The 23,970-nt window shown below is 39.7% G+C and carries 26 protein-coding genes; 10 read left to right on the top strand and 16 right to left on the bottom strand.

Annotated elements, in window-relative coordinates; genetic code table 11:
• Positions 1 to 4: 4 nt before the first annotated feature.
• Together urtB and urtA are read right to left on the bottom strand one after the other, a co-directional pair.
• Positions 5 to 925 carry an urea ABC transporter permease subunit UrtB gene (gene urtB / locus CL42_RS02515; RefSeq protein WP_035264743.1) on the bottom strand — a complete coding sequence of 307 codons (921 nt, stop codon included), beginning with the start codon at positions 923 to 925 and terminating at the stop codon, positions 5 to 7.
• Between the two features lie 79 nt (positions 926 to 1,004).
• Positions 1,005 to 2,243 (bottom strand): urea ABC transporter substrate-binding protein, encoded by a 1,239-nt coding sequence (gene urtA / locus CL42_RS02510; protein ID WP_035264741.1) that lies wholly within the window; start codon positions 2,241 to 2,243, stop codon positions 1,005 to 1,007.
• A gap of 202 nt (positions 2,244 to 2,445) precedes the next feature.
• On the opposite strand from urtA, the gene CL42_RS02505 reads away from it, so the two are divergent.
• From CL42_RS02505 to CL42_RS02495, 3 genes are all read left to right on the top strand, one after another.
• Complete coding sequence (locus CL42_RS02505; RefSeq protein WP_035264935.1) at positions 2,446 to 5,922, top strand: ATP-binding protein; 3,477 nt, start codon at positions 2,446 to 2,448, stop codon at positions 5,920 to 5,922.
• A 3-nt stretch (positions 5,923 to 5,925) separates the two neighbouring features.
• Complete coding sequence (locus CL42_RS02500; protein ID WP_035264738.1) at positions 5,926 to 6,846, top strand: response regulator transcription factor; 921 nt, start codon at positions 5,926 to 5,928, stop codon at positions 6,844 to 6,846.
• Between the two features lie 108 nt (positions 6,847 to 6,954).
• A complete protein-coding gene (locus tag CL42_RS02495) occupies positions 6,955 to 7,356 on the top strand; it encodes a nuclear transport factor 2 family protein (RefSeq protein WP_212771590.1) in 402 nt (133 codons plus the stop codon).
• A 68-nt stretch (positions 7,357 to 7,424) separates the two neighbouring features.
• Here CL42_RS02495 and CL42_RS02490 read toward each other — a convergent pair whose 3' ends face one another.
• Both CL42_RS02490 and alc read right to left on the bottom strand, forming a co-directional pair.
• Positions 7,425 to 7,922, bottom strand: coding sequence for an ureidoglycolate lyase (locus CL42_RS02490; RefSeq protein WP_035264735.1), 498 nt, complete (start codon positions 7,920 to 7,922; stop codon positions 7,425 to 7,427).
• Between the two features lie 93 nt (positions 7,923 to 8,015).
• Positions 8,016 to 9,023, bottom strand: coding sequence for an allantoicase (gene alc / locus CL42_RS02485; RefSeq protein WP_035264731.1), 1,008 nt, complete (start codon positions 9,021 to 9,023; stop codon positions 8,016 to 8,018).
• Between the two features lie 212 nt (positions 9,024 to 9,235).
• On the opposite strand from alc, the gene hpxO reads away from it, so the two are divergent.
• Positions 9,236 to 10,393, top strand: a complete 1,158-nt coding sequence (gene hpxO, locus CL42_RS02480; protein ID WP_035264930.1) for an FAD-dependent urate hydroxylase HpxO — start codon at positions 9,236 to 9,238, stop codon at positions 10,391 to 10,393.
• Between the two features lie 31 nt (positions 10,394 to 10,424).
• On the opposite strand, the gene CL42_RS02475 is transcribed toward hpxO, so the two are convergent.
• The 6 genes from CL42_RS02475 to puuE form a co-directional block, all read right to left on the bottom strand.
• The gene (locus tag CL42_RS02475) at positions 10,425 to 10,931 is read right to left on the bottom strand and encodes a GNAT family N-acetyltransferase (protein ID WP_035264728.1); all 507 of its coding nucleotides are present in this window, start codon (positions 10,929 to 10,931) and stop codon (positions 10,425 to 10,427) included.
• A gap of 97 nt (positions 10,932 to 11,028) precedes the next feature.
• Positions 11,029 to 11,778, bottom strand: a complete 750-nt coding sequence (locus CL42_RS02470) for an outer membrane protein OmpK (RefSeq protein ID WP_035264928.1) — start codon at positions 11,776 to 11,778, stop codon at positions 11,029 to 11,031.
• Between the two features lie 122 nt (positions 11,779 to 11,900).
• A complete protein-coding gene (locus CL42_RS02465) occupies positions 11,901 to 13,259 on the bottom strand; it encodes a nucleobase:cation symporter-2 family protein (protein WP_035264726.1) in 1,359 nt (452 codons plus the stop codon).
• Positions 13,260 to 13,293: 34 nt separating this feature from the next.
• Positions 13,294 to 13,620: a hydroxyisourate hydrolase gene (gene uraH / locus CL42_RS02460; RefSeq protein WP_035264724.1), complete on the bottom strand. Its 327-nt coding sequence runs from the start codon at positions 13,618 to 13,620 to the stop codon at positions 13,294 to 13,296.
• On the bottom strand, positions 13,617 to 14,120 hold the full coding sequence (gene uraD, locus CL42_RS02455; protein WP_035264722.1) for a 2-oxo-4-hydroxy-4-carboxy-5-ureidoimidazoline decarboxylase: 504 nt from the start codon (positions 14,118 to 14,120) through the stop codon (positions 13,617 to 13,619). Before uraD ends, uraH begins: the two co-directional genes overlap by 4 nt.
• Before the next feature lie 133 nt (positions 14,121 to 14,253).
• Positions 14,254 to 15,216 (bottom strand): allantoinase PuuE, encoded by a 963-nt coding sequence (puuE, locus tag CL42_RS02450; RefSeq protein WP_035264719.1) that lies wholly within the window; start codon positions 15,214 to 15,216, stop codon positions 14,254 to 14,256.
• A 241-nt stretch (positions 15,217 to 15,457) separates the two neighbouring features.
• On the opposite strand from puuE, the gene CL42_RS02445 reads away from it, so the two are divergent.
• The 3 genes from CL42_RS02445 (at position 15,458) to CL42_RS02435 (ending at position 17,266) form a co-directional block, all read left to right on the top strand.
• Complete coding sequence (locus CL42_RS02445; RefSeq protein WP_035264715.1) at positions 15,458 to 15,817, top strand: HPF/RaiA family ribosome-associated protein; 360 nt, start codon at positions 15,458 to 15,460, stop codon at positions 15,815 to 15,817.
• A 126-nt stretch (positions 15,818 to 15,943) separates the two neighbouring features.
• Positions 15,944 to 16,486, top strand: coding sequence for an ankyrin repeat domain-containing protein (locus CL42_RS02440; RefSeq protein ID WP_035264700.1), 543 nt, complete (start codon positions 15,944 to 15,946; stop codon positions 16,484 to 16,486).
• Between the two features lie 12 nt (positions 16,487 to 16,498).
• The gene (locus tag CL42_RS02435) at positions 16,499 to 17,266 is read left to right on the top strand and encodes a transporter (RefSeq protein ID WP_035264697.1); all 768 of its coding nucleotides are present in this window, start codon (positions 16,499 to 16,501) and stop codon (positions 17,264 to 17,266) included.
• 61 nt (positions 17,267 to 17,327) lie between these two features.
• Here the strand turns inward: CL42_RS02435 and CL42_RS02430 are convergent, their stop codons facing one another.
• The gene (locus tag CL42_RS02430; protein WP_035264694.1) at positions 17,328 to 18,242 is read right to left on the bottom strand and encodes an alpha/beta hydrolase; all 915 of its coding nucleotides are present in this window, start codon (positions 18,240 to 18,242) and stop codon (positions 17,328 to 17,330) included.
• Between the two features lie 143 nt (positions 18,243 to 18,385).
• Here CL42_RS02430 and CL42_RS02425 point away from each other — a divergent pair, with 143 nt between their 5' ends.
• Positions 18,386 to 18,823, top strand: a complete 438-nt coding sequence (locus tag CL42_RS02425; protein ID WP_035264927.1) for a DUF2147 domain-containing protein — start codon at positions 18,386 to 18,388, stop codon at positions 18,821 to 18,823.
• A 48-nt stretch (positions 18,824 to 18,871) separates the two neighbouring features.
• Here CL42_RS02425 and CL42_RS02420 read toward each other — a convergent pair whose 3' ends face one another.
• Together CL42_RS02420 and CL42_RS02415 are read right to left on the bottom strand one after the other, a co-directional pair.
• Positions 18,872 to 19,222, bottom strand: coding sequence for a Spx/MgsR family RNA polymerase-binding regulatory protein (locus CL42_RS02420; protein WP_035264692.1), 351 nt, complete (start codon positions 19,220 to 19,222; stop codon positions 18,872 to 18,874).
• Positions 19,223 to 19,653: 431 nt separating this feature from the next.
• Entirely contained in the window at positions 19,654 to 20,472 is an 819-nt protein-coding gene (locus CL42_RS02415; protein WP_035264689.1) for an exodeoxyribonuclease III, read from the bottom strand.
• A 38-nt stretch (positions 20,473 to 20,510) separates the two neighbouring features.
• Here CL42_RS02415 and pyrE point away from each other — a divergent pair, with 38 nt between their 5' ends.
• A complete protein-coding gene (gene pyrE, locus CL42_RS02410; RefSeq protein WP_035264688.1) occupies positions 20,511 to 21,161 on the top strand; it encodes an orotate phosphoribosyltransferase in 651 nt (216 codons plus the stop codon).
• Positions 21,162 to 21,344: 183 nt separating this feature from the next.
• Here pyrE and arsH read toward each other — a convergent pair whose 3' ends face one another.
• From arsH to CL42_RS02395, 3 genes are read right to left on the bottom strand one after another with little or no spacing between them, the layout of a single operon-like run.
• Complete coding sequence (arsH, locus tag CL42_RS02405; RefSeq protein WP_035264925.1) at positions 21,345 to 22,049, bottom strand: arsenical resistance protein ArsH; 705 nt, start codon at positions 22,047 to 22,049, stop codon at positions 21,345 to 21,347.
• 5 nt (positions 22,050 to 22,054) lie between these two features.
• Positions 22,055 to 23,095 carry an ACR3 family arsenite efflux transporter gene (gene arsB / locus CL42_RS02400; RefSeq protein ID WP_035264685.1) on the bottom strand — a complete coding sequence of 347 codons (1,041 nt, stop codon included), beginning with the start codon at positions 23,093 to 23,095 and terminating at the stop codon, positions 22,055 to 22,057.
• 4 nt (positions 23,096 to 23,099) lie between these two features.
• Positions 23,100 to 23,414 carry an ArsR/SmtB family transcription factor gene (locus CL42_RS02395; RefSeq protein WP_035264683.1) on the bottom strand — a complete coding sequence of 105 codons (315 nt, stop codon included), beginning with the start codon at positions 23,412 to 23,414 and terminating at the stop codon, positions 23,100 to 23,102.
• Positions 23,415 to 23,496: 82 nt separating this feature from the next.
• On the opposite strand from CL42_RS02395, the gene arsC reads away from it, so the two are divergent.
• Entirely contained in the window at positions 23,497 to 23,925 is a 429-nt protein-coding gene (gene arsC, locus CL42_RS02390; RefSeq protein WP_035264681.1) for an arsenate reductase (glutaredoxin), read from the top strand.
• Positions 23,926 to 23,970: the final 45 nt, after the last annotated feature.

The following is a 23,970-nucleotide window of genomic DNA, read 5'->3' as shown; positions in this document are numbered from 1 at the left end:
ATACCTATTTACGAACTTTGATTGAGAACAAACCTTGAGGACGTAACATCAAAATGATGATGACCGTCGCTAAGGTAATGACTTTGGCAACAGAGCCTGACAGGAAGAACTCTAGGATTGATTGGGCTTGTGCAATACTGAAAGCCGAAGCGATAGTGCCTAATAGACTTGCAGCTCCACCAAACACCACAACCAAGAACGTGTCTACGATATAGAGAGAGCCTGCAGTTGGACCAGTTGAGCCAATTGTCGTAAACGCCGCACCAGCAATACCGGCCAAACCACAACCTAATGCGAATGTTAGACTGTCCACACGCTTTGTATTAATACCAACGGCACCACTCATGAAACGGTTTTGGTTTGTCGCACGAAGCTGTAAGCCCCAGCGAGAACGATAGATGAGGAAATAGACGAAAGCGGTCACGGTGAGTGTGACACCGACAAGGAATAAGCCATTAATAGGAATATCAATCGTCTCTGTCGGTTGATAAGAGCCCATAAGCCAATCAGGTAGTGTTGGACTCACTTCTTTGGGACCAAATGTAGAGCGAAACACTTGTTGCATGATTAAGCTCAAGCCCCAAGTTGCAAGCAAAGTATCGAGTGGCCGCTGATAAAGCCGACTAATCATGAGCCGTTCGACCATATAGCCGATAATGCCTGCTGTCAGAAAAGCTGCCACAATCGCTACAATAAAATAATAGGGAAGCAATTGAGGAAAATAGCTTTCAGTCAGGGTTGAAATGACAAATGTGGTATACGCGCCTATTGTGAGGAATTCACCATGTGCCATATTGATGACACCCATTTGCCCAAAAATAATTGCAAGGCCCAGTGCCATTAACAACAGCACACAGAAAACAGAAAGACCATTAAAGCCTTGCATCGCAAATATTGCACCGAAGTCAGCTAAAGATAAATCCATCGCCTCATCCTCCAAGCTTTAAATAATAGGTTTGAAATGAAAAGATCAGGAGAGGGCTCTCCTGATCATGTGCTGTCGATTAGTAGCCTTTAGGGAATGGATTAGGCTTGATTAAACCTTTTGATTCGTAGACCACTTTGAATTGACCATTGGTTTGCACTTGTGCAATACGTGATTTGCTCCATAAATGATGATTGGCATCAATTTTCACGTAACCTTCAGGCGCATTTTTCATTTCGATGCCTGGAGAGGCTTTGGTCACTTTAGCAACATCAAAACTACCAGCTTTTTCAACTGCGGCTTTCCATAGCCATGGACCAAGATAAGCGGCTTGAGTCACATCACCAATTACTGCTTTAGGACCATATTTCGCTTTAAATGCTTTTACGAAAGCTGCGTTACTTGAATTATTTAGACTTTGGAAATATTTCATTGAAGAGTAGAAGCCCTTCATATTTTCGCCACCAATCCCCAGTAATTCATCTTCTGTCACAGAGAAGGTGAGCAGTGTTTGCTTATCGCCAGTCACGCCTGCAGCTTTCATTTGCTTATAGAATGAAACGTTTGATCCACCCACCACGGCAGCGACAATTGCATCTGGTTTACGAAGTTTGGTTTTGTTAATTAAAGAACCAAATTGCGTATGTCCAAGCGGGTAGTATTCTTCACCGACGACTTTACCTTTCAACACTTTTTCAATGTGTGTACGGGCAATTTTCATGGTGGTACGTGGCCAAATATAGTCAGAACCGATTAAATAGAATGTTTTGGCTTTTTTCTCACGTGCAAGCCAATTCAGAGACTCAAGCACCTGTTGCGTAGCTTCTTGACCGGTATAAATCACATTTTTAGATTGTTCTAGACCTTCATAGAATGTTGGGTAATACAGAAGCGAATTATTTCGTTCAATAATAGGTAATACGGCTTTACGAGAAGCTGAAGTCCAGCAACCAAAAATTGCTGCAACACGATCCTTTTCAGTTAATTTTCGGGCTTTCTCAGCGAAAGTTGGCCAGTCAGATGCACCATCTTCTTGAACAATTTTAATCTGACGACCTAATACACCACCTTGTTTGTTGATCTGCTCAATGGCTAAACGTTCTGCTTGGATGGCTCCTGTTTCAGAGATTGCCATCGTTCCTGTCGCTGAATGAAGCTGACCGACATAGACGAATTTATCATTTACGTTAAGTTTGGTTGTATTTACTTTTGCTGTCGCTGGAGCACTCGCAGTGGTCAAGACAGGTGCCAGTAAAAAAGGAACAGCGAGTAGTCCTGCGAGTAAGCCAGATGTTTTAACTTTAGATTTTAAGGTCATTGGTGTTCCCCTGATGAAGTGGATAAGGCCATTGCGCGATTTATTGTTTGCGCTTGCTATGGACTTAAGCCTAAGGGGTGTTAAAAAATGAGCATATACGTCACTTTACGTATATCGATGTTCCTCAAAATGTTTTTTGATGAAAGTTAAGCTGGGCATAGATTTTGCTAACTGTAAGGGTCTATTTAAATTGCCTAGCTTTATGGTTTCATCTAGCAATACTCCTCAAGCACCGCAACGGGTGATTCATACACGCCGTAAATACAATACTTGGGTGGTTGATGAGAGTATTGAAGACTATGCACTACGCTACGCACCGAGGTCAGTAAGACGGTGGTCCCTTTGGACGGTGACCAATACAGCGCTTGCAGCAGTCAGTTTTCTAGCGATGGAAGCGCTTGGTGCAACCATGTTATGGCAATACGGCTTTAGCAATGCATTCTGGGCCTTAGTGGTCGTTTCAATCATTATCTTTTTGACCAGTTGGCCTATTGGATATTACGCGGCCAAATACAATGTTGATATTGACCTACTTACACGGGGCGCAGGCTTTGGCTATATCGGCTCATCTATAACTTCAGTCATTTACGCCAGTTTTACTTTCATCTTCTTTGCTTTTGAAGCCGCTATCATGGCTTTGGCGCTTAAGCTTGGTTTAGGTGTGCCGCTGAGTTTAGGTTATTTAATTTCTGCGCTTATTATTCTGCCCCTAGTGATCAAAGGCATAGGATTTATTAATAAAGTACAAGCGTTTACCCAACCATTATGGATTTTTTTATTATTACTACCATGGTGCTTTGTTTTGGTGAAGCATCCGACTCTGCTTTCTGAAGTTGCCCTAATAGAAGGCGCGCAAAGTCAAAGCGCAGGATTCAATTTGGCTTTTTTTGGCGCATCTTGCACTGTTTTGTTTGCGCTGATTACGCAGATTGGTGAACAAGCTGATTATTTAAGATTTTTGCCAGACAAAAAAAATGCTCAAAAGAAATGGAATTGGGCGGTATTTTTAGGCGGTCCTGCATGGATATTGGTGGGATTCATTAAAATTTTTATGGGCATGATTTTAATGGTACTCGCCCTTAAATTTATGGTACCGAATCATGAGTTAAGCAATCCGAATTATCTATATTGGATCGCCTACCAACAAGTGATTGAGCATCCTGGTGCTGCATTATTTCTTACAGTCATGTTTGTGTGTATCGCACAGTTAAAGATCAACGTAACCAACGCTTATGCTGGCTCATTGGCATGGTCTAATTTCTTTGCACGCTTAACGCACAGTCATCCCGGACGTGTGGTCTGGTTAGTATTCAATATTTTTATTGCGCTATTGTTGATGGAGCTGGGTGTCATCCATGCGGTGGAGCGTGTATTAGGGCTTTATAGTAATGTGGCCTTGGCATGGGTGGGTGCCATCGTTGCTGATCTCGTCATCTGTAAGCCATTGGGGCTGAGCCCGAAAGGAATTGAGTTTAGGCGTGCTTACCTCTATGACATTAATCCAGTCGGTGTTGGCAGTTTATGTATTGCATCCTTATTGTCGATTTTATGCTACTGGGGATTATTTGGTGATATCGCAAAATCCTTAGCAGGATTTATTGCTTTAGGTTCAGCTATCGTCTGTGTCCCAATGCTTGCTTATTTTACTCGTGGCAAATACTACATCGCACGTCATGAAGATAAATCATTAAAACCAATAGAGACACAACGATGTGTGGTTTGTGAGCATGAGTATGAAATGGCTGACATGGCGACTTGTCCTGCTTATAACAATATGATTTGTTCTTTATGCTGTTCCTTAGAAGCTCGTTGCCATGATTTATGTAAGCCTCATGCACGGTGGTCTGCACAACTTAAGCATTTTGCAGTTTGGTTTCTACCGCGCCAATGGTTGAGATACATCAATACTAGATTGAGTCTTTATATTTTGATGATCTTTGTTCTGAGTGTGGTTTTGGCAGTCAGTTTAAGTCTGGTTTATTTACAAGAACTGAGTAAATTCGGCACAGTATTTGGATCAACTCAACAGCATGAGTTGCTGATGCTATTTGTGAAAATTTATGCCGTATTATTTTTACTGTTATGTGTTGCAGCATGGTGGTTGGTACTCAATGATGAAAGTCGCCGACAAGCTCAGCTTGAAAGTAATATGCAAACACAACTGCTCATGGACGAAATTGAAGCGCATAAAATTACAGATCGGCAATTACAAGATGCACGAACTCAAGCTGAAAAAGCCAATGAGGCCAAAAGTCGTTATGTTGTTGGGATTAGTCATGAACTGAGAACACCTCTAAATAGTATTTTAGGATATAGCCAGTTACTCAATAAACAAGAACAACTCTCTGAACAAGGAAAAGCTGCGCTGGGCGTGATTCGTCGTAGTGGGCAGCATTTAACGTCCTTGATTGATGGTTTACTTGATCTTGCAAGGATTGAAACAGGTAAAATTTCTTTAGAAATGTCGAATATTGAATTTCCGAAGTTTCTCCAACAAATCGTGAATATGTTTGAGCCACAATTCCAACAAAAACAACTGAAATTTACGGTCGAAATTAGTGAAAAAATACCACAATACGTACGTATAGATAAAAAAAGACTTGAACAGATCCTTATCAATTTAATGGGAAATGCTTTGAAATTTACGCTCGAAGGAGAGGTGAAATTTCGAGTGGATTATCGCTTTCAGACGGCATATTTTGAAATTCATGATACGGGATGCGGAATTGCTGAAACAGATCTAGAGCGAATATTCCAGCCTTTTGAGCGCGGACAAAATGTCGTACAAGGTAGCTTTGCTGGAACAGGTTTGGGTTTACCAATTGTTAAACTATTGGTGGATATTCTCGGTGGGGAGTTAAAGGTAAGCAGTACGTTAAAAAACGGTTCTATTTTTAAAATAAAACTATATTTACCTTCAAAGTCGGTCATTCATCCGATTGCTGATGTCGCATCGAATACAGTATCTGGCTATATGGGACATCGCCGTAAAATATTGGTCGTAGACAATGAAGCAACTGATCGTGGACTAGTTTTAAATTTCCTTAAACCTCTCGGCTTTATTCTTGAAGAAGCAGAATCGGGATTGCAATGTCTAAGAAAAGTCCCTGAATTTCGACCAGATTTAATTTTAATGGATTTGAGTATGCCTTTGATGGGAGGGTGGGAAACTGCGAAATTATTGAGAAATAATAAAATGACCAATGTTCCCATCATCATTATTTCCGCAGATGCCAATGAACGAATGCAGAACCCTGAAACCGATGTATTGAATGAAGACTTTCTGGTCAAACCCGTGGACTTAAATCTGCTACTGAACAAAATTGGAGATAAATTAGGCTTAAACTGGGTTCATCAGAATGAGCCAACTCAAGTCGCAGAAGAACCTCAAAAACAGGTTGAACCCTTACACTATGATAGTAACGCTTTATCTGTCAGCGTGATTGATGAGGATGATGTAGCACCAGAACAAGCGCTAATCAAACTAGAAGATTATTTGAGTATTGGTTATATCCGTGGAGCCAAAGAGATGCTCGAAATTTGCAAGAAACGCAATGTCTGTGATCCTTCTATATGGCAGCACATAGAATTTGATATTCAACGCTTCGATACCCAACGTGCATTACAACGATTACACGAGCACCTATCTGATATCAGATCTGATTTGGAAGGGAGTTAAGCAATGTTAGAAAGCATTTTAATTGTCGATGATATTCCTGAAAATCTAAGTTTATTACATGAAAGTCTTGATCAAGCCGGCTATCAGGTCTTAGTTGCCACCAATGGTTTTACTGCTATTGAAATTGCGCACCGTTCACAGCCAGATATGATTTTATTGGATGGGAGTATGCCTGAGATTGATGGTTTTGAAACCTGTATCCAGCTTAAAGCGAGTCCAATGACTGAGCACATCCCTGTCATATTTATGACGGGTTTGACGGAAACCGAACATATTGTAAAAGGCTTTCAAGTCGGGGGCGTAGATTATGTGACAAAGCCACTGAATATCGATGAAGTACAAGCACGTGTCAAAACGCATTTACTGCAAGCCCGTTTAATGCACCAACAGAAACAAATGCTCGATGCAACAGGCAGTGCAATTTTGTCGATGAATATGGATGGGGAAATTATTTGGCAGACACCTGTAGTGCAAGGTTTATTAACGCAACATGGAATTGATATTGCTCATTTTAGAAAGAGTATAAATCAGTGGTTAAAAGCACTTTTCCAGCAATCGAATCAAGAAGAAATGCTACATGGTCAATATGGTCATGGGCATCAGCAATTACAATTAAATTTATTAACCAAGTTGAAAGAAGGACAATTACCTAAACATGTTTTGGTTCAGCTCAAAGAGCAAACACACATGCCAAGTGTTGAAGAGATCGCTCAAGCTTGTCCGAATTTAACACCACGTGAGGCTGAAGTTATGCATTGGGTAACGCTTGGCAAAACCAACCGAGATATTGCAGAAATTTTGGAGTTGAGTCCACGCACCGTCAATAAACATTTAGAGCATGTTTTTGAGAAGCTGTTTGTGGAAACGAGAACTGCTGCGGTGTTACATGTGATGTCAGCTTGTCAAAATCAAGCAGTCGTATAGAACTCATCGTTTCTAGCAAAATCTTTAAATCGCTATACCAGCTGATAGTGATCTTTCACTCTCCCTTCATTAACCTCTTTTTATCCTAAGATAAAAAGAGTAAATAAAATGAGTATGATCAATTCACTTCAAATCATAGACCAAATGTTTGAGGCATTTAGGTCTCAAGATTTACTGGCTGCTGTTGCAACAGTAACTGAGGATACGGTATGGATTCACCATGGCTCACAAAAACTGCCTTCAATTCGATTTGAAGGAAAAACGGGTGTAGAACAGTTCTTCAATACCAATTTCACAACCATGCATGTCGCATACTTTGATATTTTACGTATGGTCAAAGAAGGTAACAAAGTGGTGGTTTTTGGACGCGAAAAATTTACGATTGATGGTCAAGATGGTGAATTTGAGCAAAAATGGGTACAAGAGTACACCATTGAAAATGGACTAATTTCAAGAATGGAAGAATATGCGACATCGGTGAATGACAATGATTACCTGGTTGTAAAATAATAGTCAAAGATGGACATAAAATTAGATGGTCTCATGATCTGCATAACTGAGATGCATAAGCACCAGATTCAATGTGATATTTCAATTTGATCAAACTTAAACACGTCACAATTAGATCCACTGCCAATCCGATCCACCACCGCAAAATCACTCGGGCTTTCCAATGTTAAAAGTGGATGATGCCAAGTCCCCGTACGATAGTTTACACCTTGAGAGCCATTAGTTATAAAAGCTTGTAGGTTTGAAATATCGGGCTGATTCGCATTTAAGACTGGTGCAACCACTATTAAAAACTTTTGTCCCTGCATCGGGATAAAAGCTTGTGATCCATGAGGATGACGTTCAAGCATCGAAATTTTGAACGGAATATTGGTACTTTGAATATTTCGAAAAATACTAATCCCGGCTTTGGCATCGCCAATAATTTCAGTGGTCACTAAAGCATGATAGCGCTCTGTATGCGCATCGTTAATATGAAAATAATCATTTCCTTGGCAAGCAATGACGTCACCAAAAGGTGCAAAATTTTCGGAGGTTAAAGGTTGTAGGGTAATGGTATGCATCATAAAAATTCGCTAAAAAGATACTGCATTTTCAATTTAGAATTGAGTCGAAAATGCAGTCAAAATAAGATCACTTTAAAAGTAACAAATGCTCAACTAAGGATTTACTTTACCCCAGAGGCGTATACGGCTAATCCCTCCATCAGGAATCATATTCACCCGAATATGAGAAATTTTTTCGTGTCCCAATACTTCATTTACAAAGTTATGAATGTGATCCATTTGCATTGGTTGAGCATCTAATAAGAAAGGCCAAAACATACTTTGTGGAATCAATTGAGGATCCGTTGCATCTTCTATATAAATGGCTTGAATGGACACTTCAGCAGGATAATTTCCTTTAAAGTGGGCTGTATCAATCTCGATCTTTTCAATGTGACCAGCTTGCCCTAAAGCTAAAATACACCAGTCGAAACCGGGTGCACGACGGCGTGCGGTTTCCCAACCATCACCCATATTAACCCCACGTCCTGGATTGATCAGATTACGTGGATGTCCGAAGTGTGCATCACTATAGGCAATAACACGTCCACCATTTTCAAGTGCAAGCAGGTCGAGGGTTTGGTTTTGATCTTGGATTTGAACGCTGACTTCACCATATACGCGGAATCGTGCGATACCTCCATCTGGAAAAATATTTAAACGCAGATGGGTAAAGATCTGATTCATTGAAACTTCAAAGACATGGTGCTGACTTGGTCCCAATATACTATTTGGTAAAATTTGGTGCCATTCAGCATCATCTAAGTTTTCATTTGGTGCATAACACCCTTCTACTGAAGCAGAAGCGGGATAATTACCACTAAAAAAAGTGGTATCAATATCGAGTGCTTTAATTTTACCTGCAACACCTAACTGAACAATCGCCCAATCATAACCACTGTGACGTTTACGACGGGTTTCCCATCCATCCATCCACTTGCCATGATCATCAAATTTACCTTCTACAAAGATAGGCGCATCAAACTGAAGCATACGTTGAGCTTCAGCAAAAAAATCATCAGAACATGTTGTGACTTTTGCACCAATTCGGGCATCTGCAAGGTTAGTAAGTTGCTGTAAAGGAGTAGGGATTTCAAATTCCGGTGCCAATAGTGTTGCCATGTCATCTTCCATTATTGCTTTAAAACTTGATTCTTATCAAAAGAATGCATTCTTAGAATCGTAATGCGTTGTTATGTCGCATCTGCTTAAGGGCTTTAAAAAGAATGCACAGCATGTGCCAACCTTGCACTTATGTAGCGCTCTATTGGTGGAAATGGCACGTTTTTCGCTTTAAGCAGTGGGTTAAAGCAAAAAAAATTGTGGAAGTAAAAATGAATATCACCATTATTGGTGCCGGAATGGCAGGATTAACGACCGGAATTGCGCTGAAGAAATTTGGTCATCAAGTTTCAATATATGAACAAACTGAAAAAATTTTACCCGTGGGTGCTGCGATTTCATTGTGGTCAAATGGTGTGAAATGTTTGAACTATCTAGGACTCACGGATCAAGTCGCTCAACTTGGTGGGAAAATGGATCACCTTGCTTATGTCGATGGGCTCACGGGTGATGTCATGACGCAATTTAATTTATATCCGTTGATTGAAGAAGTTGGGCAGCGACCTTATCCAGTTTCTCGCGCTGAATTACAAAATATGTTGATGGATGAGTTTGGACGTGAAGATATTCATCTTGCAAAAAAAATGATCGGACTTGAGGATCAAGGTGATGACGTCAAAATCCATTTTGCTGACGGAACACAAATAACGACGGATTTATTGGTCGGCGCGGATGGCACTCATTCGATCACGCGTGCCTATGTTTTAGGTGAGCAAGTTGAGCGTCGTTATGCAGGTTATGTGAATTGGAATGGGTTGGTCGAAATTTCTGAGTCGCTGGCACCTGCTGATCAGTGGACCACCTTTGTAGGAGAAGGGAAGCGAGCTTCTTTAATGCCAGTCGCAGGTAATCGTTTTTATTTCTTCTTTGATGTACCACTTGAATTAGGTTTGGAAAATGATCGTACTCAGTATAAAAAATTACTAAAACAATATTTTGACGGTTGGTGTCCGCAAGTACAAACTTTGATTGATGCTATTGATGAACAGCGAACCAATCGTGTTGAAATCCATGATATAGAACCATTTGCAGATTTCTATAAAGGGCGAGTGGTGATTGTTGGCGATGCAGCACATAGTACAACACCTGATATTGGGCAGGGCGGTTGCCAAGCGATGGAAGATGCCATTTATTTGGCTCGGGCATTACAGATTAATACACTGGGAATTCAGGATGCTTTAAGACGTTATCAAAACAAACGTAATGAACGCACTGCTGAAATGGTATTGAGAGCGCGTAAACGTTGTGATGTGACGCATATGAAAGACGAATCGATTACTCGTGAATGGTATGAGGACTTAAGAAAAGAACAAGGACCTCATATTATGAAAGGTATTATCAGTAATATTGTTGGAAATCCTTTGGATTAAAGATTTCAACTAAAAGGGCTAAATGCCCTTTTTAAGTATTTAGATTCAGTTGGAATAAGACGAGATTGCGCCAAGATCCAAATTTTTGTCCGACTTCAGGTAAATAGCCTGTTTGTTTAAATCCAAAGTATTCATGTAATTTGATGGATGCAAAATTTTCATGATCTATAGCAGCGATCATGACATGAATTTTATGTTGGCTTGCGTGTTGAATTAAATGTTGGAGTAAAGCTTTGCCTAAACCCAAAGGTGTAAAATTGGGATGAATATACACAGAGTGTTCGACAGTTTGTCTAAAACCACTGATCGCTCTAAATGTACTATATTCAGCATAACCTGCAATTTGTTGGGTGAGTTCGTTTTCAACCACAAAAATAGGGAAATGATCTATTAGATGCTGACGATACCAATTCTGATAATAATAAATGTCTTGATCTTGCTCATTCCATGTTGCAAAACCATTCAGAATTTCATCGTTGTAAATATCTTGGATTTGAGTTAAATCCTGTTCAGTTGCGAAACGAATTTTAAAAGACATTTTTTTATTCTAATCGTCAGTATTTATAACTTTATTTTGATTATTGAGCATAAAAAAAAGCAAGACACTAGTCTTGCTTTTTTATTATAAATATCAATTAGAAATGATATTTAACCAATGCGCTTACATCGTTTTGGTCTTGACCTTTTTGACCGAATTTATTGTTCCAAACAGAGTGTTCAACACCTACATACAATTTGGTTTTTGGAGAGATATGTTTACCAACATTCCATTTATATTGGCTTGTCCAGTTCAATTCACTCGCATGACCAGGACCTTCATTTGTAGACCAATCAAGGAATGCATCTGCCAAGAATTCTTCATTGCCTAGCTTGAATGGAACAGCGTAAGTGATCGTCATTTGGTAGTCATCTTCAGTCAAGTCATTGTCAACTCGATAGAAGTTAATATTTGCATATTGCGTGTAAGGAATATCTAAAGCAAAGCCTACGCCATACAAGAAGTTATTGAACTCAGTATTGTTGTTATAACCAGCGTTGTGTTCCCAAGTCGTTGCAATCAATACATCTTTGATTGGACCAGCGCTTAGTTTTTGGCCAGAAACTTCACTTAAACTTAATCGTGGAGCTAATTCAAGGTAAGTTGAATCGCCATCTTTTCCGCCCCATTGTTGATCGACGAAAAAGAAAACATCCGAGTACTTAAGCTTTGCAGCATATTCAGCAGTGATGGTATAGCGTTCACCTTCTTGTTGAGAGAAAGGGTTTAGGTAGTTATCGCCATAAAGACCAGTTAGGCTGAAATCTTGCCAAACAATTGGACTTGCTTGAGTAAACGCTGCTGTAGAAGCTAATGCGCAAAGTGCTGCGATTTGATTAAGTTTCATAAAAGAATCCCCAGAGAAAGCGGTAACAGAATAACGATTCTTTTGCAAAAATAAAGCCAAAAGTGGATGAAAGGAAAAATTAATGCCCACGTATGCAGGCATTGATACAAAGATGGTTTAAATTAATGATGAGAATCAATTATTTGTTTACTTTTAATACTAATTTTCGGTCCAAATAATTTTAAGTGATTAAATAATATATTGAGGATTATCGCCATTAAGCAGGTTGAGCTAATACCCGAATGGAACAAGGTTTGGACCCATTTTGGGAAGTCGGAATAGAACGAATGGTCAATAATGGGTACCATTCCTGCAGCAATGGAAGTCGCGACAATAATTAAGTTTTTCTGATCGTTATAATCAATTTTTGCCAGTGTACGGATACCACTCGCGGCTACTGTACCAAATAAAACAAGGCCAGCCCCCCCAAGTACAGGCACAGGAATCGCTGCAATAAAACGCCCCATCACTGGGAGTAATCCAAGTACGACCAGAATTATCCCGCCAGCAGCGACAACATAGCGACTTTTAATCCCTGTTATTGCAACTAAACCAACGTTTTGCGCAAACGCACTTTGCATAAATGAACCAAAGATCGGTGCTGCTGCACTTGATAACATATCTGCGCGTAGACCATCTGAAATACGTTTTGAATCTACATCGGTACCGATAATTTCACCGACTGCAATAATATCAGCTGTAGTCTCAGTCATAATCACGAGGGTAACAATGATCATGGAAAGTATTGCTGTAAACTCAAAGGTCGGCATACCAAATGCAAAGAAGCTAGGAACCTGTAACCAATGACCTTCCCCAACTTTGCTAAAATCACCAAAGCCAAACATAAATGCTAAGACAGTGCCAAGAATAATTGCCAGTAAAATTGAAAGGCGTCGAATTGTGGCACTGCCAGCCATATTCAATATTATGACGATTGCAAGCGTCGCTAACGCTAAACAAATATTTTCAGCACTTCCCCAATCAGGTGCACTTTTATTGCCGCCCATCATCCAACGCACAGCAACTGGCAGGAGTGATAAGCCTATGATTGTAATTACACAGCCTGTAACAACTGGGGGAAAAAATCGAATAATTTTAGAGAAGTAGGGCGCTAAGAAAAAACCTAAAAGGGATGCCACAATGACGGCACCATAGACTGCCTGTAATCCGCCACCTGTGGTGACAATTGCGACCATTGTGGCTACACCAGCAAAAGAGACACCCTGAACCAAGGGCAATTGTGCGCCAATATGTTTAACGCCTATGGTTTGTAAAATTGTCGCTAAGCCACCGACAAATAAAGCAGCAGCGATGAGTAGCCCAATTTCCATACCTGATAAGCCTGCAGCCGTACCCACGATCAGAGGAGGCGCTATAATGCCACCATACATGGTTAAAACATGTTGTAAGCCATAAGCAGCACTTTTACCAGCACCAAGATATTCATGTTCGGGTGATTGTTGTTGTTCGTGTGCAGTCATAATAAATCCCTCTATATTTTAAATTTGCGAGTGCTCAGCTGCCACGATAGGTGGAGTAGGCATAAGGGCTAATGAGCAAGGGAATGTGGTAATGTTGGTGAGCATCGTTTACTGAAAAATGAATGACGGCTTTAGGAAAAAAAGTTGGGATGTTCTGCGCTGAGAAATAAGCTTGCGTCATAAATTCGATGCTGTATTCAGCGACATCAATTTGATCGAGTCCAAAATCTGCTGCTGTCACACGTCCATCAGAATTGGTTTTGGCTATCGCTAATAACTCTCCAGACGCAGAAAAAAGCTTAACTTCAACATTACTTGCAGGACGTCCAAGGTGGGTATCTAAAATATGTGAGCTGATCATGCTTGAATTTCCTGTGAGAGGCGCAGTAAAGCAATTTCTAAAAGTTGGCGATGGACGATTCTTTTTTCAGTCTCAAAATCGTTTAGCAAGCGGTATTCCAATGCAGTCAGAATCTCTTCACTATTCAAACCAGAAGCTTTAATCAGAAAAATAAAACCGAATTTTTTTTCATAGGCCAAGTTGCCTTTATATAACGCATCTAAAACTTCTTGATCATGTGTGATGCGTGCTTGTTCACGCCTTGAAAAAGTTTGTTCTTGTTCTGATAATTCAATTTTTGCTTTTCTTTCGCCAATCCTTGGGTGTGTATTTAGGGCTGCTAAAATTTCATCCCATGTCCATGTAATGGCATGTTGTTCAGCATACTTTAATAGTCCTTCTCGTGTGTCAAAAGGACCGTAATGAATGATTTCCTCGCCCCATCGTGGGATATGAACACATTGCAATAAAAATGCTTTCTGATGTTCAACAGATGTTTGATTAAATTCTGAAAGCAACACAATTCAAACCTATACATTGAAACTTTAGGCTTAAATTGCAATAACAATGCCAACGTAGATTTGGTGGAAAAAGTGACTGAAAAAAGATCAAAAGAGCACCTTATAAAGCACTCTTTTTCTCGTGAATGTGAAATTATGGTGCGAAATGATCGATCCAATGTTGCGCAATATCTCCACGACGACAAATCCAAACATGTTCATGAGATTGAACATAGTCTAAGAACTGTTGTAGTGCCTTGAAGCGTCCTGGGCGTCCTAAAAGACGGCAGTGCATCCCAATAGACATCATTTTTGGTGCAGTTTCCCCTTCGGCATACAAGACATCAAAGGCATCCTTTAGATATTGATAAAACTGTTCACCATGATTGAAGCCACCTGCTGAACTAAACTTCATGTCGTTGGTGTCCAGGGTATAAGGAATAATTAAATGCGGATGCTGCTCGCCATTGGGATGGGTGAGCTGTGTCCAAAAAGGTAAATCATCGCCGTAATAATCGCAGTCGTATTTGATTTGAGGAAATTCAGTTAAAAGTTGACGTGTGTTGGGACTATCTCGACCTGTGTACCAACCGATTGGGGCTTGTCCGAATAGCGTTTCAAGTACACAAATGGCTTGATCCATATGCTGCCTTTCGGTCTCAATATCCATATTCTGATAATGCAACCAACGTTGACCATGAGATACCACATCGTAATCCGCAGATTTAATTGCTTCGACCACATCTGGATGACGTGCCAAAGCCATTCCCACACCAAAAATAGTCATGGGTAATTGACGTTTCTTGAACTCATTATGAATACGCCAAAAACCGACTCTTGACCCATACTCATACATAGAATCCATTGACATATGCTTAGCATTAAAACTGGCAGCACCAACGATTTCAGATAAAAATTGCTCTGAACCTTGATCACCGTGCTCAATGTGGTTTTCACCACCTTCTTCATAATTTAAGACAAATTGCACTGCGATACGCGCTTGATTAGGCCAATGAGGATGAGGTGGATTCGCCCCATAACCTCTTAAGTCTCTGGAATAAGGTGCATTTTGAATCGAATCAATAAGCGCCTGTCCGCGTAAGTAAGTACTTGTCACAATGAGTAATCCTTTTATTAATTTTTTAAAATACCACTTGCATATTTTTGAGTTAGGCCCGATATTCAAAGTATAAGGACACGGTTCTGCAGACTCAAAAAGTGTTCATCATTCAATGTGGAGGGACGTATTCCAAACAGTAATTGAAGATGTTCGATGCAATTAGATTGCAAGCTACAAACGTGCCAAGATAAAAAGTTTTGCACAAAAATGATTCAGAAGAAGAGTGAGGATGATATTTATGAACATAGAAATCCGTACAGATAAGAATATTCAAAACAGTGAGCGATTAATTGATTATGTACGTGCAGAACTAAATACAGAGTTTCAACGCCATAGTGAAAGAATTACCCATTTTTCGGTTCATTTAAGTGATGAAAATGCCCATAAAGGCGGTGCAGACGATATTCAATGTATGATCGAAGCTCGCCCAGCTGGACTAAAACCAGTTGTGGTCAATCACAGAGGTCATAATATCGACACAGCGATTCATGGTGCGATTGACCGATTAAAGCGTAGTCTTGAACATGTATTCGAGAAAAAAGAGAACCCTCGTGGAGCGCCCATCCAACTGAAAGAAGATGAAGTGGATGTGGAATAGCAAAAAGCCCTTCGGGGCTTTTTTTTTTGAATAAAATTTTGAATGAACAGTTTTGATTTATTTAATTGAATAATGATCTGCATTATTAGGCATAATGTCGTTATAGATAAATAGTAGAGAAAGTAAATGCTAACAGCACATCAACAAGTGTTTTTACAGGCCTTAGAAGAATTAGACCTAGCACAGGTACAGCGCCTGTTAGCAGAAGGTTTAGATCCAAACTTTATCGCAGGAGAGAAAGGCCCTGCGGTTTCTGTGTGGTCAGACACTTTATTTCAATGGTGGGAAGAAATTTGTGAAGCGTATGAGCAAGGAAATGCGCTTTCAACAGAAGAAAAACAACAGAAATTACAAGTACATCTTGATATTCTAGATGCACTGATTGCAGCGAAAGCTAATTTCCATTTATGGGATGCAGAGGAATGTTACGGCCCACTTTGGGATGCTGCGAGTGCTGCATGTGTGCCTGCAGTTCAACGCTTACTTGATCATCAAGTTGATCCTAATACCAAAGATGAAGAGGGGAATACCATTCTGAGTTCAATTAGTGATTTATTTTTCGACTGCGATTTTGATACCATTGATTGGTCACAGGCTTTACCGGAAGAACGTGAGACACTCGAGTTATTACGTAGCCGTGGCGCAAAAATGACGAAAGAATTAAATTAATTTGGGTGCCCCATGACAAAATTAAAACAACTGAGCTTGATACTTTGCTCAACTGCGAGTGTAAGTGCGATGGCTGCAGATTTTGCCTTCGATCGACCTGGTACGAGTTTCAGCACAGGCATTACGCCCGTAGGTCAATTGGCATGGGAGCAGGGACTTCCAACTGCACAGTATGTTGAAAGTACTGAAAATGGTTTTAAAAATAAATCATTGCGACTCAATGCTGATGTCCTGTTGCGTACGGGATTGAGTAAGAATACTGAGCTTCAATTGGGTTGGGATGGCCCAGCGTGGGAGCGGACCCGAATCCAAAATCGAACTGATGACCATGATGGTTTAGGTGATGTTTCTGTTGGGATTAAGCATCACGTTGACTTACAAGATGATCAACTGAAAATGGCTATTTTGGCGCAAGCTAAAATCGCAACAGGAAATGATCGTTTTACTTATGTTGATGATATTTATACCTTGGGCTCATCTGTTGAGTATCAATATAACGATACTGTAACGACAGGAATAGGAATGTTCTATTCAGCTCAAAATAGTGATTGGTCTGTGACTGCTGTCCCGACAATTGGCTATAAAATCGTGGGTAATTTATCGGGCTATTCTGAAGCAGTATTTACCAAGAAAGAAAGCCAAGAGCGAGAGTATGGACTGGCATCTGGTTTAATCTATGCCTTGAATGATCGTGCGCAGTTAGATGCAAGCATCGGTGTAGACCTAAGTGGATCCGATCGAAGTTATCATGGTGGATTTGGTGTCTCATACTTATTCTAAATGAATAAAAAAGGAGTAGCTTACGCTACTCTTTTTTATGTTTACTTCAGTTTTGATTCAATCAGTCTTTATCCAAACGATGGGCAAACTCTGCGATATCGGTCAAAGCTTGCTTTGCTTCATCAAACCAAGCGCTAAACATTTGGAAGTTATGCCACATACCGGTGTATAACTTAAACTCAACATCTACTCCAGCTGCTTTAGCCTTTTCTTCAAATCGCGTAGAGTCGTCTAACAAAATTTCTTTTGAACCCACCTGAACCAATGTCGGTGGCAATCCTTTGAGATCTCCAAAAATTGGGGAAATTTCGGGAATTGAGACATCTACACCTTTAGGAACATAATGATTTATGCCTGCTTCTAAAGCTTCAATTGACAATAAAGCATCATGCTTTTGATTGTAGCGTAGAGATTCACTGGTCAAAGTTAAGTCAAGAAAGGGTGACATTAAAATCAAGCCACTTGGAAGAAGTTTTGGATTTTCTTCTTTTAAACGTAAAGCCAGTGCAAGTGCTAAATTGGCACCACAAGAATCGCCAGATAAAATAATATCTTTCGGTTGAGCACCTTGCTCTACCAATAATTGGTACACATCATAGATTGCTTCTCCGAGATCGGGGAAACGTTGTTCAGGTGAAAGAGGGTAATCGATATGTAGCACTTGCATTTGAGTCCGAAGTGCCATTTCAGTCATCAATGCGCGATGTGTATTTAACGATCCTAAAAAGAATGCGCCACCATGAATGTGAAAAATGAGCTGAGTCGTTTCAGGTTGAGGCAAAATTTCTTCGGCACGAATACCTGCGATTCTTAGTTTGCGAATACTGACATCTTTGGACTGTGGAAAAACACGCGTCATCTGCTCTAAGGCAACACGAAGTACGGTGGGGGGAAGATTAAAGCGACTCGGAAAGCGAAGACTCGTTTTTAAAAAAGACTCTGTTATGTATTGTTTCAAAACCGGATTGATCTTCATTGTTTTTCCATATTAATGAAATTATGTTTATTATCAGCACACAGCATTACAATGGTACACTAAATAGTCACATTCAAAAATTGCTTAAATGTTATCAATTTTTAATAATATTAAAGTCAATTCAGCAAGGGAAACAAAAAACAATGAAAAAAATTGCACTAGCGTTAGGATTACTCGCTTCAGCAGTATTTGCAAATGCTGCAGATCCACTCAATGGTACCGTGTGGAATACGATTGATGAGAAAACTAAAAAAGCTAAAGCTTTTGTAAAATTCACTGAACAGCCAAACGGAACATTGAATGCAACGATTCAGAGTGTTGTCACACCGGGTCAAGAAAATTCATGTACGAACTGTGAAGGTCCCTATCACAAGAAATCTTTAAAAGGTTTAACCATTGTGAAGGGTCTTAAAAATGTAGGTGGAACGAATTACGATGGTGGTTCAATCTTAGACCCACAATCTGGAAAAACTTACAAATTGAAGGGTTCATTGAAAGACGGTGGTCAAAAGCTCGAACTTCGTGGTTTCATCGGCGTATCAGCGCTTGGTCGTAACCAAACTTGGGTACGCGTGAACTAATTTAAGATTCATAAAAAAGCCGAGTAGTTGCTCGGCTTTTTTTATTTCTTATTTCTTTAATGCTTTTATCGCATTCTCATCAAAACCTACTACATAGCCTGATTCAGTAGTGATCACTGGTCTTTTAATAAGGCTCGTATGTGTAGTCAGTGCTTCAATCAAACCCTGTTCAGATGCAAGGGCAATTTGTTGATCTTCCTCAGACAATTTACGCCAAGTCGTTCCCTTTTTATTGAGGACAAGTTCAGCACCAAGATCCTTTAGCCATTTTTGTACTGTTTCAGCATCAATACCTTGTTTCTTATAATCGTGGAACTCATAACTAAGCCCCAACTCATTGAGTAAATCGAATGCTTTTTTCATCGAGTTGCAATTTTTAATGCCGTAAACTTTAATCATCTCTAACAGTCTTATTCATTGTGATCAGTCTAGAGCTTAGCAAAATTTACGCAAAAACATAAATGTGATCAGAATATTTTAAATAGGTTTGAAATCTACAGTGTGGCTTCATGGTGGTTATCAATAAAATGGTGGAAAATTTCTTATCTTAAAATTTGTATTGATCTTTTAAATAGAGAAAACCCGCATTAAATCATCCTGATCATGCGGGTCTCAATTCAACGTCCAATGTCTTCATCCTTGGAAAATAAACCGAAATTTATTTTCTTTTCATCCTACGGCTTCCAATCCCTATTGTCATCCTGACATGTCCCTGTGCCGTGCGACAATAATGCACTGAATTAGTCGGAATAAAAATACGTTAACACGACAAGATTTGTGAGCAATTGGCGTACATTTAGGAAACAGTTGTTCACTCAGTTTGCACGACACTAAATTTTATAATCGATAATGACAGGGGCATGATCGCTAAACCACGTTTCTTTATATACCCATGCATTCACAGTACGATCTTTCCAATCTGGTGAGCAAGCATGATAGTCAATCCGCCAACCCACGTTCTTGGCACGGGCTTGTCCTCGGTTTGACCACCATGAATAAAGTTCTGCTTCTTTACGCACTTCACGGAAGGTATCGACATAGCCTAAATCATCATAAATATGATCGAGCCATGCACGTTCATGTGGTAAACAACCTGAAGCTTTTTGATTGCCTGACCAGTTCTTAATATCAATGCGTTTATGTACGATATTGTAGTCACCGCAAACAATCACAGATTTACCTTCATCACGCCATTGTTTCAAGATTTGCTTGTATTCATTTAGAAAGTGATCTTTACGGGCTTGTGCTTCTTCACCAGAAGAACCTGATGGTAAATAGAGTGAGCAAATATGAGCTGTTTTCTCTAAGCCTAGATCAAATTCTGCTGAGATAAAACGACCTTGTGAATCAGCCAATTCAAAACCCAGACCATCGGTAACTGAGATAAACGGCAAACGACTATAGATTGCGGTACCAGCATAGCCAGGACGCTCAGCTGGGAATAGGTGTGTATACCAACCTTCGGGCTTAAATTTATCTGTCCATTGTTCGTGTGTAATACGGGATTCTTGCATGCAAATGACATCGGCATCTGAAGTTGCCATCCAGTCAAAAATTCCTTTTTTTTCTGCAGAACGAAGACCATTTACGTTGATTGATACGACACGTAAAATTTTTTGATCACTAGGATAGCTACTCTTTGGTATCATGCTCGAGTTTAACCTCAATTTAATAAATGGAGCACCTCATGACAGCGCAAGCGGCATTTAATCCACAAGCTTTTATCGAACTGGCATTATCACGTGGTGTGCTTAAATTTGGTGAGTTTACTTTAAAATCAGGTCGTGTGAGTCCTTATTTTTTCAACGCCGGTTTGTTAAATGACGGTGAAGCCTTAACTGGCTTGGCTTCTGGCTATGCAGCAAAATTAACTGAATGTGATAATGTTGAAGTGATTTTTGGCCCTGCGTATAAAGGTATTCCATTTGTCGCTGCAACGGCTGTGGCATTGTCACAAAACCACGGTGTAAGTGTACCTTGGGGCTTCAACCGTAAAGAAGTTAAAGATCACGGTGAGGGGGGGGTTTTAGTTGGTGCTTCAGTTGAAGGTAAAAAGGTATGGATCATTGATGATGTAATCACTGCGGGTACAGCCATTCGTGAAGTTGTGACCATTTTAAAAAATGCAGGCGCGCAAATAGCGGGTGTATTGGTTGCGCTTGACCGTCAAGAAAAAGGTCAGGGTGAATTGTCTGCGATTCAAGAAGTTCAAAAAGAGCTTGAAATTCCTGTGCATGCGCTTATCACAATGAAAGATTTAATGGATTACTTAGATGCTAAAGGCGACAAAGATGCTTTAGCGAAAATGGAAGCGTACCGTGTGAAGTACGGAATCTAAGTCTTATAAAGTTCTACTTAATATTAATGTGAAACATTGCTTAATAAATAAGCGTGGAACTTGAAGAATCTATAAAAAAGCCCAGATCTATAGGTCTGGGTTTTTTATATTGATATAAGTTATTGATTTGTATTTAATAAAAAATCATTTCGCATAAGGTGTATTATGTTAATTTTAGGAAATCTAGATACTCTTTTGATTCACACGCTTTGAAAGCTCTTCTGCACTTTCTACACGTTCAGAGTAACGGTCTGTGAGATATGAGGACTGTCCCCTGGTTAAAAGCGTAAATTTATAAAGTTCTTCCATCACATCGACAATCCTCATGTAATAAGAAGAAGGCTTCATACGACCATCCTCTTCAAACTCTAGAAATGCTTTAGGGACTGAGGACTGATTTGGTATCGTGATCATACGCATCCAACGCCCTAAAATACGTAATTGATTTACAGCATTAAAGGATTGCGAACCTCCACACACTTGCATTACAGCTAAGGTTTTACCTTGCGTTGCACGGATTGCACCCGCTGCTAATGGAATCCAATCAATTTGAGCTTTCAATATCGAACTCATTGAGCCATGACGCTCAGGAGAGCACCACACCATGCCTTCTGACCATGCTAAGAGTTCATGGAGTTCCTTAACCTTTGTATGTTGCATATCACCATCTTCAGGGAGGGGTAGCCCTTTTGGATGGAAGATTTTCACTTCCGCACCAAAATATTCAAGAATTCGACCAGCTTCCTGAACAGCTAAACGGCTATATGATCTATCACGATTTGAGCCATACAAAAGCAGTATTCTTGGTGGATGTTTAAGGTTCTTTGCCTGAACTTTTTCTAAAGTCGGTTTTTCTAAAAGACTAGGATCAATATTTGGTAGGTTCATTCGACTCATGCCTCTTTAAACACTTTTTTTCTAAGCCATAGCGACACTGTCACTAAAGCAATCAATACAGGAACTTCAACAAGCGGACCAATCACGGTTGTGAAAGCTACAGGTGAAGCTAATCCAAAAGTGGCAATCGCTACAGCCAGTGCTAATTCAAAATTGTTGCCTGCCGCAGTAAAGGAAATAGCAGTCGTTTTAGGGTAATCATTGCCCATCCACTTACTCATAAAGAAGCTGATGAAGAACATCGCAACAAAGTAAATTGTCAAAGGAATAGCGATTCTAAGCACGTCTAGAGGAAGGCTAATCACTTCACCACCTTTAAGACTGAACATGGCTACAATCGTGAATAAAAGGGCAATAAGGCTGATTGGGCTAATCTTTGGGATAAATTTATCCTGATACCAAGCCAAACCATTCTTTTTAACCAAAATCAGTCGGGTTAAACACCCAAGTAAGAACGGAATACCTAGATAAATAAGAACAGCATGGGTAATTGTCCAAAAGCTCACATTAATGATTTGTGCTTCTACCCCAAAGAATGGTGGTAAGAAGGTTAAGAATAACCAGGCATAAGTACTAAAGAATAAGATCTGGAAGATACTGTTAAACGCGACTAAGGCAGCGACATATTGATTATCCCCACATGCCAGATCGTTCCAGACGAGGACCATCGCAATACATCGGGCTAAGCCTATGAGAATTAGGCCAGTCATGTATTCAGGATAGGCATGTAAAAAAATGATTGCCAAACCAAACATTAAGCAAGGTGCTATTAGCCAGTTTTGAACGAGAGATAATGTAAGGGTTCGCTTGTCCTCAAAGACTTTAGGCAAAGTCGCATAGTCTACTTTGGCAAGTGGTGGATACATCATCAAAATAAGCCCTATTGCGATAGGGATATTCACTGAATTAATACTTAATTGATCGAGTACCACAGATGCTTGAGGAAAAAATACACCAATACCTACTCCTAATGCCATGGCAATAAAAATCCATAGCGTTAGATTTCGATCTAAGAATGAGAGCTTTGATCCGGACATTGAATTACTCGCATTGCATAGAGATAGATAAGTTGCTTGCAGGTTTATTCAGTACTTCATCATTTAAGACATTGAGCACTGCATTTACCCATTCTGGTAAATCAGGATTTAATCGGTAATACACCCATTGTCCCTTGCGCTCATCTAGCAAAATTGAGAGGTTACGGAGTAAAGCCAAGTGACGAGAAATTTTGGGTTGGCTCAGTTGTAATATCTCTGTGATTTCACAAACACATACATTTTGTCTTGCTAAAATAATTTTTAAAATATCTAGACGTGTCGGGTCAGATAGGCATTTAAAGAAATCTGCTTGATCCATCATCTACACTCCAATATATGCTATTGCGAATATACGCATATCCATATATAAATGCAATATTACTAAGCTTTGAGTTAATCCAATGTCATCAAAAGTTAAGATCTATCACAACCCTGCTTGCGGAACATCAAGAAATACACTGGCTTTAATTCGAAATACCGGAGAGGAACCTGAAATTATTGAGTATCTTCTCAATCCTCCGAGCAAGAGAGAACTGATTAATTTAATTGAAAAATCAGGTCTTTCTGTACATGAAGCTATTCGTAAAAATGTAGAACCTTTTGAAACTCATAAATTGGATCAGCCACACTGGACAGATGAACAGCTCATTAATTTTATGCTTGAGTATCCAATTTTGATTAATCGTCCATTCGTAGTAACTGAGATCGGTGTAAAACTTTGTAGACCATCTGAACTCGTTTTAGATATTTTATCTGCACCTCAAATAGGTGCTTTTACTAAAGAAGATGGTGAAATAATCATCGATAAAAATGGTAAGCGGATTAAATAAATCCGCCTCATTTAACATAATAGGCGTTATGCGAAATGAAAATGT

Source organism: Acinetobacter sp. Ver3 (assembly GCF_000632455.1).
Lineage (GTDB): Bacteria > Pseudomonadota > Gammaproteobacteria > Pseudomonadales > Moraxellaceae > Acinetobacter.
Note: the sequence above shows the minus strand (reverse complement) of the source record. Positions and strands in the feature narration are given on the sequence as shown.